Here is a 14853-nt window from a genome sequence, read left to right as displayed (position 1 = left end):
GCTAAACTTTTGACTTTCGACTTTTGACTTTCAGACTTATCGTTATAATTACTACTTTTATGGGTTATAATTAAAAGAGATTTTATTTTGAAAACATCATCTGCAATATATCAGAAGTTAGAAGGATTTATAAAGAAATATTATATGAATGAATTGATAAAAGGAGGACTTCTTTTTATTGGTTTTGGACTTTTATATTTTCTATTTACACTTTTTATTGAGTATTTTCTTTGGCTTAAACCATTAGGACGAACCCTTTTATTCTGGATATTTATTGCAGTAGAAGTTTTTCTGTTGTTTCGTTTTATCTTGTTTCCAATTTTTAAGTTGTTCAAACTTCAAAAGGGAATCGATTATAATCAGGCTTCGGCTATTATTGGAAATCATTTTACAGAAGTAAGTGATAAGCTGACGAACTTTTTACAGCTTTCTTCAAACGAAAATTCTGCAGAAAGTTCAGAATTAATGTTGGCTTCGATAGAACAAAAAGCCAATTCATTACAGCCAATTCCATTTGGAAATGCCATCAATTACAAATCAAACAAGAAGTATTTACCTTTGGCTTTGATTCCGGTTTTACTGTTTGCAGTCTTTTTTGTTTCTGGAAACAGTAATATAATTTCCCAAAGTTTTAATAGAGTAGTACACTTTAATGCTTCGTTTTTACCGCCGGCTCCTTTCAAATTTGTGGTTTTAAATGACAAACTTCAAACAGAACAAAACAAAGATTTCATTGTAAAAGTAGAAACAGAAGGAAACGTAGTTCCAGAAAATGTAATGATCCATATTGGTAACGAAAGCTATTTTATGGAATCTTCTCAAACCGGAAAGTTCGAATTCAAGATCGAAAAACCAACAACAGATGTTCAGTTTTCATTTGAAGGAAATTCAGTTTCATCAAATGAATATGAATTAAAAGTTATTACAGTTCCATCAATTGCCAACTTCGAAATGGTTTTGAATTTTCCATCTTACCTAAAAAAGAAATCAGAAACGATTCAGGGAACCGGAAATGCAATCGTACCAGAAGGGACAATTGTAACCTGGAAAATGAAAACCCAATCCACTCAAGAGGTAGTTTGGAAAGATGAAAACTCAATTTTGAAGTTTAATAAGGCCGAAAACGAGTTTAAATTAGCTAAAAATATTAATCAAAATACAGAATATCAAATTCTTACTTCCAATAATAAGGTTAAAAATTACGAAAAATTAGACTATCAGCTGTCAGTTATCAAAGATCAGCATCCAACAATTACTGTTTCGCCAGCTCCGGATAGTTTAAAATTAGATAAGAATTATGTTTTAGGAAGATTAGGCGATGACTACGGTTTATCAAAATTACAAGTTGTTTATTATGAACATGGCAAACCGCAAACTGCAAAACGAGGAACCATTCCAGTAAAGCAGGCAGTATTCGATCAGTTTGTTTTTAACTTCCCGAGTAATCTTGCAGTAGAAGAAGGAGTATCTTATGAATACTATTTTGAAGTTTTTGATAACGATGCATTACATGGATTTAAGAGTACAAAGTCTTCTACATTTTCAGATCGTGTTTCTACAACAGATGAAATTCAGGATGCAGAATTACAACAGCAAAATGCCAACATTAATAGTTTATCTAAATCATTAAAGAATCAGGAAAAGCAATTTTCTGAAATGGATAAACTAAAAAATACCGGAAAAGAAAAAGATAATTTAGAGTTTAAAGATCAGCAAAAAGTAAATGATTTTATCAAACGTCAAAAACAGCAAGACGAAATGATGAAGCAGTTTGCTGAAAAAATGAACAAGAATTTAGATAAATTCAATACTGATAAGAAAGATAAAACTGCCGAAGATTTACAAAAGCGTTTAGATAATGCCGAGAAAGATTTAGAGAAAAATCAAAAATTGATGGATGAGTTAAAGAACTTAAATGATAAATTAAACAGCGATGAGTTGTTTGATAAGATGGAAAAGTTCAAACAAATCAGCAAAAACCAATCTCGTAATTTAGAACAATTAGTTGAATTAACGAAACGTTTTTATGTAGAAAAGAAAGCAGAGCAAGTTGCAGAGAAGTTAAATAAGTTAGCCGAAAAACAAGAACAGCTTTCTAATAAAGATGCAGAAAACACAAAAGAGAAGCAGGACGATATCAATAAATCATTTGATAAAATCAAAGAAGATCTTAAAGATTTGAAAGACGAAAACAATAGTTTAAAATCTCCTTTGAATATTCCTAAAGATGCATCTAAAGAAAAAGATGTAGAAAATGATTTGAATAAAGCATCGGAAGAATTAAATAAAAAGAATACTTCTTCGGCTAAGCCAAAACAAAAAAGTGCTTCAAAGAAAATGAAGTCTATGGCAGAGCAAATGAGTTCAAGTATGGAAGGCGGAGAGCAAGAACAATTAGAAGAAGATGTTGCTATGCTTCGTCAAATTTTGGATAACCTTTTAGCTTTTTCATTATCTCAGGAAGATGTTATGAAACAATTTAAATCGATGAAATTGGGTTCTTCTGCGTATACAAAGAACATAAAAATTCAGCAGAATTTAAAACAACAGTTCCGTCATGTCGATGATAGTTTGTTTGCAATGTCTCTTAGAAATCCAAAAATAGCAGAAGATGTTACGAAGGAAATTGGCAACGTACAATATAATATGGACAAAGCAATTGAAGTTTTAACCGATGTTCAAATTCCAAAAGGAGTTTCGCATCAACAATATGCTGTTTCATCTGCAAACAAATTAGCGGATTTTTTAAGTGATCTTTTAAATAATATGCAGATGCAAATGTCTAAACCAGGAACTGGAAAACCAAAACCAGGTGATGGACAAGGGATGCAATTACCAGATATTATTCAAAAACAAAAAGGTCTCGCTGATAAAATGAAAGAGGGAATGAAACCCGGAGATAAACCAGGAAGTGGTCAGCAGGGAAAAAGTGGAGAAGGAAAACAAGGTCAAGACAGCGGGCAAGGAAAAGAAGGAAATGGTAAAGAAGGAAAAAATGGTCAGGGTAAAAATGGGCAAGGAAGTAAAGAAGGTGGAAAAGGAAAGGATGGAAATGAAGGCGAAGATGGAGAAGGAGATGCTGAAAAGATAATGGAGATTTATAAAGAGCAGGTTAAACTTCGTGAAGCTTTACAAAAAGAATTAGCTAAAAAAGGATTAGATGCTCAAGGAAGATCTGCAATAGAACAAATGAAAGCTTCAGAAAAACAGATTTTAAATAAAGGATTTAAGAATGAGAACCTGCAGAGAATTTTAAATATTCAGCAAGAACTATTAAAATTAAACAATGCAGTTCAGGAACAAGGTCAAGATACAAAGCGTCAATCTGAAACAAACAAGGCTGAATTTTCTAATCGATCAAATGCTCTACCAAGCTCATTAACTGATTATTTAAATAGTGTAGAAATTTTAAATAGACAATCGCTACCTTTGCGCTCGAATTTTAATCAAAAGGTTCAAGAATATTTTAATACAAAATGATAAACTTTAATTACGAAACCGAATTTTCTTTAGACAACGAACAAGCTTTTACAGATTGGTTGAGCGCTGTTATTGTTTCTGAAAAGAAGAACGAGGGAGAAATAAATTATATTTTTTGTGATGATGAATACCTGCATAAGATAAATGTAGAGTATTTAAACCACGATACACTAACTGATATTATCAGTTTTGATTATACAGTTGGTAAAGAAATAAGCGGAGATATATTTATATCTGTTGAAAGAGTAGAAGATAACGCTAAAGATTTTAATGTTTCTTTTGAAGAAGAATTGAAACGTGTTCTTGCTCACGGTATATTACATTACTGTGGATACAAAGATAAAAGTGATGCAGATGCAGAACTTATGCGTTTAAAAGAAGATGAAAAGATTGCAATGTTTCACGTGGAACAGTAATTAAACATCTAAATTGAATCAAGTATGTTTCACGTGAAACACATATTTTATAAATATTTTATATGTTCCACGTGAAACGCTTTAAAAATTTTTTAAAAGAGTCAAGATTTAGTTCCACGTGGAACATATATAAAGTGATTCATAGTTTAAATTTTTATATCAATTTGTTCCACGTGGGACAGTTGTTGGAGATAATTTTTAAGGTTTGAGTTTTTTCAAGAGAAGAAATTGATGTTCCACGTGAAACAGTTTATATATCGATATACGTGTGTAACGCAAAGCTGAAAAAGGAATTCTGATATTTCGTGCCACCTGAAATATTTTTTAGGTTTGATATTTGAGCTTTTTTGGAATTTAATCGTTTCGGGATTTTAAAACTTTGGTTTAACGAGAATTTTTAAAACAGAGGATCTATGTGTAGAAGTTTTTATTTTGGTTCCACGTGGAACCAAAATTGATTATTTTTTTTACACTTTTCCTTTGATTTGATTTGATTTGATTTTGAAGAAGAAGAAGTTATAAAGGGATTGAAAGTGCTTTCGAAAACGTTCGGAACTTGAAACCTGAAACTTGAAATAAAAAGAATAACCGTTCCACGTGGAACAAAAAGAAAATAAAGTTAATTCTGAGAACTGCCTTAAACGGTTTGCAGAGAATAATAAAACAAAATGTTTTTAGAAGAGTACGATGTTATTGTAGTTGGTGCTGGTCATGCAGGATCTGAAGCCGCGGCAGCGGCCGCAAATTTAGGATCCAAAACTTTGTTGGTTACAATGAGTTTGCAGAACATTGCCCAGATGTCTTGCAATCCTGCTATGGGAGGAATTGCAAAAGGACAAATTGTTCGTGAGATCGATGCACTTGGTGGATACTCCGGAATTGTTTCAGATCGAACTGCAATTCAGTTTAAGATGTTGAACAAATCAAAAGGACCAGCAATGTGGTCGCCAAGAGTTCAAAGTGATCGAATGCGTTTTGCAGAAGAATGGAGAATGATGTTGGAGGGAACTCCAAATTTAGATTTTTACCAGGAGATGGTAAAAGGTTTGATAATCGAGAATGGAAAGATAAAAGGAATCAGAACGTCGCTTGGAGTTGAGATTCGATCCAAATCGGTTGTGTTGACAAACGGAACTTTTTTGAACGGATTAATTCATATTGGAGAAAAACAATTTGGAGGAGGAAGAGCAGGCGAGAGTGCTGCAACCGGAATTACCGAAGATTTAGTGAAAGCCGGATTTGAAGCTGGAAGGATGAAAACAGGAACGCCGCCACGAGTTGATGGACGTTCTTTGGATTATTCTAAAATGAATGAAGAAAAAGGAGATGCAAAACCAGATAAGTTTTCATATTCTGATTTGACTAAACCTTTAACGCAACAACGTTCTTGTTACATGACATACACATCGCTGAATGTGCATGATATTTTGAGAGAAGGTTTTGATCGTTCACCAATGTTCAACGGAAGAATAAAAAGTTTAGGTCCGAGATATTGTCCTTCGATTGAAGATAAGATTAATCGTTTTGCAGATAAAGAACGTCACCAGCTTTTTGTTGAACCAGAAGGATGGAATACTTGCGAAGTTTATGTAAACGGATTTTCAACTTCGCTTCCGGAGGATATTCAGTTTAAAGCTTTGCGCTCTGTTGCCGGTTTTGAAAATGTGAAATTCTTCCGTCCGGGTTATGCAATCGAATATGATTATTTCCCGCCGACACAATTGAAACATACTTTGGAAACCAAGTTGGTTGAAGGTTTATATTTTGCCGGACAAATTAATGGAACGACAGGATATGAAGAAGCAGCTTCGCAAGGTTTGATGGCCGGAATTAATGCGCATTTAAAAGTACATGAAAAAGCGCCGTTAATTTTAAAACGTGACGAAGCGTATATTGGAGTTTTGATCGACGACTTAATTACGAAAGGAACAGAAGAACCTTATCGTATGTTTACATCAAGAGCAGAATACAGAACTTTGCTGCGACAAGATAATGCCGATTTCAGATTGACGCCAATGTCGTTCGAAATTGGTTTAGCTTCTGAAGATCGAATGAGAAGAATGGAGCATAAACTTAACGAGTCTGAAAAGATGGTTGCCTTCTTTAAAGAAACAAGTGTAACGGTTGCAGAAACAAATCCAATTTTAATTGAAAAAGAATCGGCACCAATTTCACAAGGCGATAAAATGTTTAAAGTTTTTTCTCGTCCGCAGATTGAATTAGAGGATATGCTTAAATTTGAAAAAGTGGATTCTTATATCAAAGAAAATAATCTGGATGAAGAAATTGTTGAGCAAGCCGTAATTCAAGTTAAGTATTCTGGTTATATCGAAAAAGAAAGAAATAATGCTGATAAACTAAATCGTTTAGAAGAAGTAAAAATTCCAGAGAATTTCGATTACAATAAAATCAAATCAATGTCGATTGAAGCAAAACAAAAATTAAGCAAAATCCGACCTGTTACAATTTCTCAGGCATCAAGAATCAGCGGTGTATCACCAAGTGATATTTCCGTGCTTTTGATTTATATGGGAAGATAGAAAAGTATTCAGTCTCGGTTTTCGGTTTTTAGTATTTTTAACTGTGACTGAAAACCGAGACTGAATACTAAATTTTGTTCCACGTGAAACATTGAATTCAATTTTAATGAGAGTTGTTAGAATAGAAAATTTATCATTAGAAGAAAAAAAGGTTTTAATGCATCTTCGTAACAATGCATTTCCGTTTCAGTTTGGTCATGCAGCATTTGAAGAATTTGATTTGTATTTGGATAGTTTGATCCAAGCAAAACATTATTTGCTGAAAGACGAAAATCAAATAGGAGGCTGGGCTTTTACTTTTTTTCGAGATCAGGAAGTTTGGTTTTCGATAATGATAAATAATAAAATTCAGGGAAAAGGAAACGGAACAAAATTGATTGAAGAATTAAAAAGAAATAATTTCAATTTGAATGGCTGGGTTATCGATCATGAAAATGATATAATGCAAAATGGCGAAGCTTATAAATCGCCTTTGTTATTTTATATCAAAAACGGTTTTAGTGTTTATCAAAATACAAGAATCGAAAATGAAAAAATTAAAGCAGTTAAAATAAATTGGACAAACAAAAAATAGAAATAAAAAATATGCTAAAAGTGATTTTTTCATTTTTAGCATTTCTCATGAATTAAACCAAAAAATACCAAGAATTAAAAAATGGACGTTTTAAACAAAAAACATTTTCTTACTGTAAAAGACCATTCTGTTTCAAAAGAAATTTTCGATTTGTACTATGATGAAAATCTGGATATGCTGATTACTTCTCCGCAGCCGGATTTAGAAAATTTAGGAAGATATTACGAAAGTGAAGATTACATTTCTCATACAGATAACAAACGTTCTGTTTTTGAAAAAGCATATCATTTTGTAAAAAGTATCGCTTTAAAAAATAAACTGAATTTGATAAATTCAGAACAATCTCAAAAAGGAAAAATTTTAGACATTGGAGCCGGAACCGGAGATTTTTTATTAACGGCAAAAAATGACGGATGGAACGTAATCGGAATTGAACCGAGCGACCGGGCAAAAAATATTGCAAAGCAAAAAGGAATTTCGTTTGCAGAAGAAACAGCTTCTTTAGAAAATAATTCTTTTGACGTAATTACCATGTGGCACGTTTTGGAACACGTTCCAAATTTAGAACTTCAAATTCAGGAATTGAAGCGTTTGTTAAAACCAACTGGAACATTAATTGTTGCGGTTCCAAATTTTAAATCTTTCGACGCAAAACATTACGGAGAATTTTGGGCAGCTTTTGATGTGCCAATTCATTTTTGGCATTTTTCAAAAAAAGCGATAAAATCACTTTTCGAAAAAGTCGATATGAAATTAGAAAAAGTACTTCCAATGAAATTTGATTCATTTTATGTGAGTCTGCTTTCTGAAAAATACAAAACAGGAAAAATGAATTTTGTCCGTGCATTTTTTATTGGTTTAAGATCAAATTTAAAAGCATCAAGTACAAAAGAGTATTCATCTCACATTTACGTGCTAAAAAACAGCTAAAACGCGAAATAAGCGCATTTAAGGCACTTTCTCTCGTAAGTTGAGGGTTTGTGTTGTCTTTTTTTAGAAAAAGGCTCTAATAAAAGCTATGAAAGTCACTTTTAATAGTGATATTTTATAGCTTTTTTTTGATCCATAAAGAAAACTAATACCTTAAATTAGGGCAGTTTTTCTATTTTTTTCTTGATTTTTTCAATTTTTAATTTTTGACTTTAACGAGATGAAAAAACAAAATTTTTTTGTTTTTGGATTTTGCTTTTTGGATTTTCAAAAATGAAAATTTCAAAAAGTATCAAAAGAGAAATTTCATGACTTTTTTAAAAATGAACTTGATTTCTTGTTTTTGTTGATTTTTAGAAATGAAATTTAACAACGAGGTTCAAAAAGTTTTTGTTTCAGAATTTACGAGCTGAAAAAGCATCAAAACGTAAAATAAGCGCATTTGAGGCTTTTTCTTGGTAAAATCGAGGGTTTATGTTGTCTTTTTTTAGAAAATAGCTCTAAAGAAAGCTATAGAAGTCACTTTTAATAATGATATTTTATAGAATAAAAATGTACCATAAAGAAAACTAATATGCTAAAATTCGAGCATTTTTTAAACTTTCTGTCGATCCTATTTATTTTTTTATATTTTTGTCTTTCATACCAATAAAAAAATAGAAATTTAGAAAATGAAAAAAGCATTAGCAATTATCGCACTTTCAATTTTAGTTGTTTCGTGTAATAAAGCAACAGAAGTTAAGGAAGTAAAAACAGCTTACATAGATACTTCAGTTTTGATGAAAGAGTACACTGAAGCAAAAGACCTTGAAGCTAAATACAAAGCTCAGGCAGAAGAAAAAGGAAGACAATTACAAGCTGAAATTTCCCGCTTTAAACAAGACGCTGCTAATTTTCAAAGTCAGGCACAGGCAAATGGCCAGCAATGGGCGCAGCAAAGAGGTGCAGAATTGCAAAAAAGAGAGCAGCAATTAGGATATGCTCAACAAGCATTATCTCAGCAATTACAGCAGGAAAGCGGTGTTGAAATGGATTCTCTTGTAAGCGGAGTTAAAAAATTCATCAAAGAATACGGTAAGAAAAACGGATATTCTTATATCTACGGAACAGGTGATGCAGCTACAGTTTTGTATGCTGAAGAAAAGTATGATATTACAAAAGAAGTAGTTAAAGCTTTAAACGACAAATACAAAGCGTCTCCAAAAGCTGAAGAAAAAGCTCCAGCTAAAAAAGAAGAAGCTAAAAAATAAGAACTGCCAAACTAACTAAAACTAAAATTGAAAAACCTAAATCCACACCGGATTTAGGTTTTTTTCTTTTATAAAAATGCGATAATTTTGACGTTTAATACCGGTCTAATGCAAAACGTTTCTGAAGCTGCAGCTTACACTTTACAATTTATCAATCAAACACAAAAATCAATCTTCCTGACAGGTAAAGCCGGTACAGGAAAAACGACTTTATTGCGTGAAATTATAGCAACAACGCACAAAAACACTGTAGTTGTCGCGCCTACCGGGATTGCAGCTTTAAATGCAGGCGGTGTAACAATTCATTCGATGTTTCAGCTGCCTTTTTCAGCATTTATTCCTTCGTATGAAGAAAGTTCCCAGTTTACAGAAACCGTAAAATTTGAGAATAAAGAATCACTTCGCAGACATTTTAAAATGAACAATGTAAAGCGAAATGTAATTCGAAATATGGAACTGCTGATTATTGATGAAGTCAGCATGCTTCGTGCTGATTTACTGGATGCTATCGATTTTATGATGCAGACAGTCCGAAGAAATACGCGAGCTTTTGGAGGTGTTCAGGTGCTTTTTATAGGTGATTTATTGCAGCTGCCGCCCGTAATTCGGGATGAAGAATGGCGTACTCTGCGCAATTTTTACAAAGGCAAATTCTTTTTTCATTCACATGTAATTCAGCAAAATCCGCCTTTGTATATCGAATTATCCAAGATTTACCGCCAGAGCGACGATGTTTTTATTTCGGTTTTAAACAATCTGCGAAACAATCAAATCACAACTCAGGATATTGAGGTTTTAAACCAATATGTACAGCCGGATTTCGACTTAAAAATGAATCCGGGCTATATAACCCTTACAACGCACAATGCAAAAGCTGATGCTATAAATGAACAGGCTATCAATGATTTAGCAGGAAATGAATTTGCTTATCAGCCATTTGTAGTGGGCGATTTTCCGGAGAAAATTTTTCCTGTAGAAGAAAATCTAAAACTTAAAGTGGGTGCTCAGGTAATGTTTGTCAAGAATGATTTATCTTTTGAAAAACGTTATTTTAATGGAAAAATGGGCGTTATAAAATCACTCTCGGCAGAAGAAATCTTTGTTCATTTTCCAGAAGAAAACAAAACTATTGAAGTTGAAAAATACGAATGGAAAAACATTCGCTACAAAGTCAACGAACTGACAAAGGAAATCGAAGAAGAAGTTCTGGGAACATTTGCCCATTATCCAATCAAATTGGCCTGGGCCATTACGGTTCACAAAAGCCAGGGTTTAACTTTTGAGAAAGCTGCGCTCGATGTATCGCAAGTTTTTCTTCCTGGGCAGGCCTATGTAGCACTTTCGCGTTTAACTTCCTTAAACGGTCTTATTTTGCTTTCTAAGATGCAGATGAACGGTCTGTCAAACGATCAGGACGTAATGGATTATGCTTTGAACAAAGCAACAGAAGATGATTTGAAAAATTCACTTCATTTTGAAACCAAGAATTTTATTCATAACTATTTGATAAACAGTTTTAACTGGACAGATTTAGCTCAAGAATGGAGAAATCACCGTTTTAGTTATAATGAAAATGCTGTCGCTTCAGAAAAATCAAAACATTCGGCCTGGGCACACAAACGCATGGATACGATTGAAGCATTGGCAGATCCTTCACAGAAATTCATTCAGCAGCTCAATAAAATTTTCAGCAAAGAAACTGTTGATTTAAAGTTTGTTCAGGAAAGGGTAGTGGCTGCTTACGATTACTTTTTTAAACCAATGGATAAATTGGTTTCGGATCTTTTGAGTAAAATGGCTGAAATCCAGAAATTTAAAAAGGTAAAAGAGTTTTATGAAGAATTAGCTCTGCTGGACGATTTACAGACAAAAGCCGTTTTGCGTTTAATGAAAGCCAGACTGCTGGTTGATATTGTGGTTTCCCGTGAAACAATCAGTAAGGAAAGTTTAACATCGCCGGCCATTAAAAATTATAAAACAGATAAAATTTCGAAAATCAAGGAAGACTATAAAATGGCGAATACAGACATGTTTCAGGTCGATGAGCCTGTTATACGTTATTCTTCTAAAAAAGTGGATGAAACAGCCGAAAACGGACCAAAAAAGACCACTGTCGAAGAGACTCACGAACTCTGGCTGCAAAAAAACTCTGTAGAAGATATTGCACGCATTAGAAAACTGACTGTTCAAACTGTCGAATCGCATTTAATAAAACTTATTCAGGCGAAGAAAGTAGACGTTTCAGATGTGCTTCCGTATGATAAAATCCTTGCTTTACGTGAAGCATTTCAGTTTTACGATGAAGAATCCTTAAGTCCGTTAAAGGAAAAATACGGTGAAGAATTTACCTGGGATGAACTTAAGATGTTTAAAGCCAGCATTAACTGATTTTAGATTTTAGATTTTAGATTTTTGATTTTTGATTTTTGATTTTTGATTTTTGATTTTTGATTTTTGATTTTTGATTTTTGATTTTTGTGCGGCTTGGTTAAGATTTTGTAACTTGTTGTATAATTCTAAATTTTAGAATTAACTATAAAAACATTATGTAAAATAGAAATTATGAAAAAGCTTATATACATTACATTACTTATTTTTTCTGTCACAAATATTTCGGGTCAGGAACTTAAAAAAGAATATCAAAAATTCATTCAGGTTTTCATTGACAACGTAAAAGGGGACAAGAAAGAAGAAATTGCAAAGATAATTTCGTATCCGTTAAAAAGAGATACTCCAATTCCATCAATCAAAAATAAAGCAGAATTTATTAAGAGATATTCAGAAATTTTTGATGCCGCTTTGAAGAAAGAAATAACATCGTCTAAAGCCGATAAAGACTGGACAGAAATGGGATGGCGCGGTATTATGCTAAATCAGGGAACAATTTGGTTTGATGAAGAAGGTAGTTTAATTAGCATTAATTATCAATCCAAATTTGAAAGCGATTTGAAAAATAAACTGATAGGTTCTGAGAAAACTAAAGTACATGCGTCTATATCTAAATTTAAAGAACCAGTTTATGTTTTAGAAACGTCAAAATTCAGAATTAGAATTGATGATTTAGGCAATAATAACTTTCGTTATGCTTCATGGTCTATCAAACAAAAAATGACTGAAAAACCAGATTTGATTATAACTAACGGTAAATGGGTTCAGGATGGAACAGGAGGAAACCATTATATTGAATTTAAAAAAGGAAACTATGTTTATGTATGCTATATCATAGTTTTGGGAGAAAAAAATTCGCCTCCGGCAAGATTGGTTATTACACAAAACGGAAAAGAAATTTTGAATCAGGATGCCAAAATTGTTCCACGTTAAACATAAAAAAATCCTATTCGTAAAGAATAGGATTTTAAGATTTTTATAGATTTTCAACGAGAATCCAGGCATCTGGATTTTCACCTTTTTGAATTTCTTTTTGCGCTTTTTCAGCTTCGGCCATTGTAGCGTAACTTCCGTATAAAACCGGAAATAAACCGTGTTTGTTTTCACCAAGCATTCTGGCGCTGTATCCATCTTTAATTAACTGGTTATAAGCTTTTCTTGCATTAGCTTCGCTTCTAAATGCGCCAGCCATAATGTGATACGGCATTAATTTTTCGGCAGTTTCTACTTTTGCAGAATCTACTAATGTTACTGCTGGCAGCGGGTTTTGAATAACAAAAGTTGCTTCCTGAATTTTGTTCTGAACTTTTTTCTGAACATTTCCTTCTACCACAAGGGTTTGAGCAGCAATTTGATTTTGGTATAATGGATATCCTATACTTCCAGTTATTCCAAGTCCAAGAACAAATATTGCAGCATATCTTAAGAATGGTCTTGAAGATCTAACTTCTTCATTTTCATATAAAGAAATTGGTTCTTTTTCTGAAATTTGCTCGATTGTTTTCTCAAAGATTTCCTTTTTAACCAATGGAGAAACAAACGGGCTCAATCCAAAAGATGTTGCCAGATAGTTTATTTGCTCATTTGGTGTAAATATGATATTGCTTTCAGAATTAAGACGAAGATCTCCAATATTTTTAAGACTTATAACGCCGTTTTCTTCAAGAGTTTGTCTCCAGTTTTGTACTTCATAAGCAATACCATTTACCGCTGCTCCGTAAGATATATTCTCTGCCTGAGCAACATGATTTGCCAATAATCCGTCGTTGTTTTTTAGACGGCTGTTGAAAAAGACTGTTTTTTTGGGTGGAAAAAACGAATTTGTGCTTTCATTCAGTTGAGCCGATTGAATTTCGGTTAAAAATGCTCCAAATCCAGGCACCGTTACACACTGATAACGATACAATAACTGCGCGATGTAAGTTTCGATTTTCATAGTAACAAAGTTAAGTAATGAATATAGTTATCAAAATTTTATTCACAATTTTTATTAACAATTGAGATTTTTTTATAGACAATTTATTTTCAGTATTTTAACATTTAGGTTATCAGCAATATTAAATTTTGTTTATTATAAAATGTTATTTTTATTAAGAAATTACTTTGTTTTTATCATATTTGCAATAGTTTTTGAGTTTAGTTTTTAGCTCTATTTTACATAATATTTTAAAGAGATGTCAGATCAGGAATTATTTTATTTATTAGCCTTACTCAAAGTAGATGGAGTTGGAGATATAATGGCGAAAAAATTGCTGGTAAATTGCAGTAAAGCTGAAGATGTTTTTAAAACCAAAACAAATCAACTTGCTGCTATAGATGGAGTTGGTTCGGCTTTATTAAAAAACCTGAAAGACAAAAGTATTTTTGAGAAAGCGAATCAAGAACTTGAGTTTATAAGAAAAAACAATATTACGGTTTCTTATTTTCAGGAAGAAAATTATCCAGATCGGTTAAAACATTGTTTAGATTCTCCTATTTTACTTTTTTCGGGCGGTAACATAAATCTAAAAAACAAAAAAATTATAAGTATTGTCGGTACGCGGCAGATAACATCTTATGGAACAGAATGCTGCCGAAAACTTATAGAAGATTTGATACCGCTAGATCCGGTAATTGTAAGCGGTTTTGCTTATGGGGTTGATATTGTTGCGCATCAGTTTGCTATGGATTATAATTTGCAGACTATTGGTGTTCTGGCACATGGGTTAAATCAGGTTTATCCAAGAACGCATAAAAAGTATATGGCGAAAATGGAAGAAAACGGCGGTTTTATAACAGAGTTTTGGAGTTCATCAAATCCTGATAAAGAAAATTTCGTGAAAAGAAATCGTATTGTGGCCGGCATCAGCGAAGCAACAATTGTTATAGAATCTGCAGATAAAGGCGGATCGCTCATAACTGCCAATTTAGCAAATGATTATAATCGGGATGTTTTTGCAGTTCCAGGCAGAGTAACAGATAGATACAGCCAAGGTTGCAATGATTTAATTAAAACTCAAAAAGCCAATGTTTTAACTAGTGCTGCAGATTTGATTTATGTTTTGAACTGGGACTTAGAAAAGAAACCCAAAGTGATTCAACAACAATTGTTTATCGATCTCAATCCTGACGAACAAAAGATTTATGATTTTCTTTTAAAAAATGGAAAAGAACTTCTAGATATTATCGCTTTGGAATGCGATTTGCCCATTTTTAAAATCTCCGGAACTCTTTTAAATATGGAACTGAAAGGAATTATAAGACCTTTGCCTGGAAAAATGTTTGAGGTTGTTTAA

General features: G+C 32.7%; 10 protein-coding genes. 9 read left to right on the top strand and 1 reads right to left on the bottom strand.

The genetic code is table 11. From position 1 onward, the window contains the following. Positions 1-87 precede the first annotated feature (87 nt). From PQ462_RS23925 to PQ462_RS23890, 8 genes are all read left to right on the top strand, one after another. Positions 88-3480 (top strand): DUF4175 family protein, encoded by a 3393-nt coding sequence (locus PQ462_RS23925; RefSeq protein ID WP_274251889.1) that lies wholly within the window; start codon positions 88-90, stop codon positions 3478-3480. Then, positions 3477-3896 (top strand): rRNA maturation RNase YbeY, encoded by a 420-nt coding sequence (gene ybeY, locus PQ462_RS23920; RefSeq protein ID WP_274251888.1) that lies wholly within the window; start codon positions 3477-3479, stop codon positions 3894-3896. The genes PQ462_RS23925 and ybeY overlap by 4 nt, the downstream gene beginning before the upstream one ends. Positions 3897-4564: 668 nt before the next feature. Beyond that, complete coding sequence (mnmG, locus tag PQ462_RS23915; RefSeq protein ID WP_012023089.1) at positions 4565-6436, top strand: tRNA uridine-5-carboxymethylaminomethyl(34) synthesis enzyme MnmG; 1872 nt, start codon at positions 4565-4567, stop codon at positions 6434-6436. Between the two features lie 106 nt (positions 6437-6542). Next, entirely contained in the window at positions 6543-7010 is a 468-nt protein-coding gene (locus PQ462_RS23910) for a hypothetical protein (RefSeq protein ID WP_274251887.1), read from the top strand. A gap of 81 nt (positions 7011-7091) precedes the next feature. Beyond that, positions 7092-7940 carry a class I SAM-dependent methyltransferase gene (locus PQ462_RS23905; protein WP_274251886.1) on the top strand — a complete coding sequence of 283 codons (849 nt, stop codon included), beginning with the start codon at positions 7092-7094 and terminating at the stop codon, positions 7938-7940. Between the two features lie 671 nt (positions 7941-8611). Next, positions 8612-9190, top strand: coding sequence for an OmpH family outer membrane protein (locus PQ462_RS23900; protein ID WP_274251885.1), 579 nt, complete (start codon positions 8612-8614; stop codon positions 9188-9190). Positions 9191-9298: 108 nt separating this feature from the next. Continuing rightward, positions 9299-11578 (top strand): helix-turn-helix domain-containing protein, encoded by a 2280-nt coding sequence (locus PQ462_RS23895; protein WP_274251884.1) that lies wholly within the window; start codon positions 9299-9301, stop codon positions 11576-11578. A 174-nt stretch (positions 11579-11752) separates the two neighbouring features. Continuing rightward, complete coding sequence (locus PQ462_RS23890; RefSeq protein ID WP_274251883.1) at positions 11753-12511, top strand: hypothetical protein; 759 nt, start codon at positions 11753-11755, stop codon at positions 12509-12511. A gap of 43 nt (positions 12512-12554) precedes the next feature. On the opposite strand, the gene PQ462_RS23885 is transcribed toward PQ462_RS23890, so the two are convergent. Further along, the gene (locus PQ462_RS23885; protein ID WP_274251882.1) at positions 12555-13514 is read right to left on the bottom strand and encodes an SPOR domain-containing protein; all 960 of its coding nucleotides are present in this window, start codon (positions 13512-13514) and stop codon (positions 12555-12557) included. 238 nt (positions 13515-13752) lie between these two features. On the opposite strand from PQ462_RS23885, the gene dprA reads away from it, so the two are divergent. Next, entirely contained in the window at positions 13753-14853 is a 1101-nt protein-coding gene (dprA, locus tag PQ462_RS23880) for a DNA-processing protein DprA (protein ID WP_274251881.1), read from the top strand.

The sequence above is a fragment of the Flavobacterium sp. KACC 22758 genome (genome assembly GCF_028736135.1).
GTDB classification, from domain to species: domain Bacteria; phylum Bacteroidota; class Bacteroidia; order Flavobacteriales; family Flavobacteriaceae; genus Flavobacterium; species Flavobacterium johnsoniae.
This window is presented reverse-complemented; position numbering and strand designations above follow the sequence as displayed.

Excerpts from the sequence above, each read along its gene's own strand:
- ybeY (WP_274251888.1), top strand. The coding sequence starts at position 3,477 with ATGATAAACTTTAATTACGAAACCGAATTTTCTTTAGACAACGAACAA.
- mnmG (WP_012023089.1), top strand. The coding sequence starts at position 4,565 with ATGTTTTTAGAAGAGTACGATGTTATTGTAGTTGGTGCTGGTCATGCA.
- PQ462_RS23910 (WP_274251887.1), top strand. The coding sequence starts at position 6,543 with ATGAGAGTTGTTAGAATAGAAAATTTATCATTAGAAGAAAAAAAGGTT.
- PQ462_RS23905 (WP_274251886.1), top strand. The coding sequence starts at position 7,092 with ATGGACGTTTTAAACAAAAAACATTTTCTTACTGTAAAAGACCATTCT.
- PQ462_RS23900 (WP_274251885.1), top strand. The coding sequence starts at position 8,612 with ATGAAAAAAGCATTAGCAATTATCGCACTTTCAATTTTAGTTGTTTCG.
- PQ462_RS23895 (WP_274251884.1), top strand. The coding sequence starts at position 9,299 with ATGCAAAACGTTTCTGAAGCTGCAGCTTACACTTTACAATTTATCAAT.
- PQ462_RS23890 (WP_274251883.1), top strand. The coding sequence starts at position 11,753 with ATGAAAAAGCTTATATACATTACATTACTTATTTTTTCTGTCACAAAT.
- PQ462_RS23885 (WP_274251882.1), bottom strand. The coding sequence starts at position 13,514 with ATGAAAATCGAAACTTACATCGCGCAGTTATTGTATCGTTATCAGTGT.
- dprA (WP_274251881.1), top strand. The coding sequence starts at position 13,753 with ATGTCAGATCAGGAATTATTTTATTTATTAGCCTTACTCAAAGTAGAT.